The following is a 2,011-nucleotide window of genomic DNA, read 5'->3' as shown; positions in this document are numbered from 1 at the left end:
TAGCTCAGGGTGGCCACGCTGATCGTGACCCCGCGGAGCGCCAGCCGGTGCTGGATGCGGTCCAGGCTGAGCCGGGACGCTTTGATGGCTGCCCTCAGCGCCTCCGGGAACGGCCCGGTGGTCAGAAGCTGCGCAAGACTGCCGTGGCCCGTCGAGTCGAGCTCGTCGACGGACACGTTGGGTCGACCGGCAGCGTTGGTCATGGTGACTCCCCGCTGTCATGAGATCACGCCCCAGTGACCCTACCCGCCAACGCAGTCCGCCGTCGCCTGCCGGGAGGAGTCAATGCTTGGGCCATACGGGTTACGAGTTCACTGCTAGGGCATCGGTCTGTCAAGTGGTGTGCACGGTGAGTTCGCAGGAAGTCAACTCGCCGGTAACAAAACTCCCCCTGCGGGGCGGGTAGCCGCTTGACGAGTGACCCCTTAGCCCTACTGTGTGGCCGGTGACCGCCGCCCAGGACCAGGAACTCGCCCCGGACGACCAGCTCGCGCAGGTGGCGGCGGCCGTGCTCGGGACGCCCCACCCGGTTGTGGTGGACCTGCTCGACATCGCCCGCGCGCGCCCGGACCGCCCCGTCGACGTGGTGCGCGCCGGTGACGACCTGCTGCCCAGGCTCGCGCACGAGAACGCGCTGCCGCAAGCCCTCAGGGCGGCGCGCGAGGTGCTGCGACCCGGCGGGCTGCTCGTCGCGGCGGTGCCCGAGCTGGACCGGCTGAGCAGGCTGCGGCCCACCGCGCCGCCGCCGAGGGTGCTCGGGCGCGGGGACGAGCGGCAGGTGACCGTGCAGCTGTGGGACTGGGCCCCGGACGGCGGGTCGTACTCGCTCGACGTGGTGCGCCTGGTGCGCGGGCCCGCGTCCTGGGAGGTCGCGGGCTCGGTGTCCACGCAGCACCGGGTGCTCTCGTCCGAGCAGGTCGCCGAGGAGCTGGCCGAGGCCGGGTTCGGGCCGGTGCAGCGGCTCTCGCCCGCCGAGAGCGGGCACCCGCTGCCGGTGTGGGTCGCGCTGGCGCCCTGAGGGGCGTCGAGCGCGGGTCCGCGGAAATCCGTGACAACCGGGTGAGCGCCCCGACGCGTTGGTGGGGGTGAGGGCGCTGCCGGACGGCGGCGCCACCGGACGCGGGAGACAGGTGTGCGCACTCGACTGGTGGTGATGGCCGGTGCGGTGGTGGTCGGCGGGGCGCTGATGGCGCTGCCCGCGCTCGCCAGCGGTTCCGGGCAGGGCTCCGGGCAGGGCGGCGGGCTGGCGCCCGCGACCTCGGCTCCCGCGACGAGCCCTGTCGGGACCTCGCCGCAGGCGACCACGTGGAGCCCGCCGGTCCAGGTCACCCCCGAGCCCTCGTCGGGCCCCGGCGTGACGCTGACCGAGCCGCCCGTGCCGGAGACCTCGCCGCAGGCCACCACCCACCCCGACCAGCGGGGGAACTGACGGCGTGAGCTGGGACGCGGAGTTCACCCGGCACTTCGACCGGTCCGCCGCCGCGATGCGCTTCACCGCGTACCTGCTGTGCGGCAACTGGCACGAGGCGGAAGACGTGGTGCAGGCCGCGTACCTCAAGCTCTACCTCGCCGGGCCGAGGATGGCGCACCGGGACGGCGTCGACGCCTACCTCAGGCAGATCGTGGTGCGCACGTTCCTGGGCGAGCGCCGCAAGGCGCGGTGGAAGCGGGAGCGGGTCACCGACGAGCTGCCCGAGGTCGGGGTGCCCGCGCAGCTCAGCGAGGACCGGGTGGTGCTGTGGCGGGCGCTGGACGCGCTGCCCGCCAAGCAGCGGGCGGTGCTCGTGCTGCGGTTCTGGCACGACCTGGGCGTTGACGAGGTCGCCCGGTCGCTGCGGTGCACGAGCGGCACCGTCAAGAGCCACACCTCGCGCGGGCTGGCGGCGCTGCGCCGTCGGTTGGGGGCGGACTTCGCCGCGCTGTGGCCGGAGGTGTCGCGGAATGCTTGAGGACGAGCTCAGGAAGACCTTCGCGGAGCTGGGGGACGCGCCGGGCGGACCGGTGGCCTTCG

The 2,011-nt window shown here is 73.7% G+C and carries 3 protein-coding genes and 1 pseudogene; 3 read left to right on the top strand and 1 reads right to left on the bottom strand.

The features are described 5' to 3' along the window. Positions 1-203: pseudogene (locus tag ACTUAL_RS16790) on the bottom strand (hypothetical protein); the annotation flags it as partial. A gap of 242 nt (positions 204-445) precedes the next feature. Here ACTUAL_RS16790 and ACTUAL_RS16785 point away from each other — a divergent pair. From ACTUAL_RS16785 to ACTUAL_RS16775, 3 genes are all read left to right on the top strand, one after another. Continuing rightward, entirely contained in the window at positions 446-1,018 is a 573-nt protein-coding gene (locus tag ACTUAL_RS16785; protein WP_096498000.1) for a hypothetical protein, read from the top strand. A gap of 114 nt (positions 1,019-1,132) precedes the next feature. Next, on the top strand, positions 1,133-1,429 hold the full coding sequence (locus tag ACTUAL_RS16780) for a hypothetical protein (RefSeq protein WP_157767858.1): 297 nt from the start codon (positions 1,133-1,135) through the stop codon (positions 1,427-1,429). A gap of 4 nt (positions 1,430-1,433) precedes the next feature. Then, a complete protein-coding gene (locus ACTUAL_RS16775) occupies positions 1,434-1,949 on the top strand; it encodes a SigE family RNA polymerase sigma factor (protein WP_440900926.1) in 516 nt (171 codons plus the stop codon). Positions 1,950-2,011 lie beyond the last annotated feature (62 nt).

The sequence above is a fragment of the Actinosynnema sp. genome (assembly GCF_052038725.1).
Note: the sequence above shows the minus strand (reverse complement) of the source record. Positions and strands in the feature narration are given on the sequence as shown.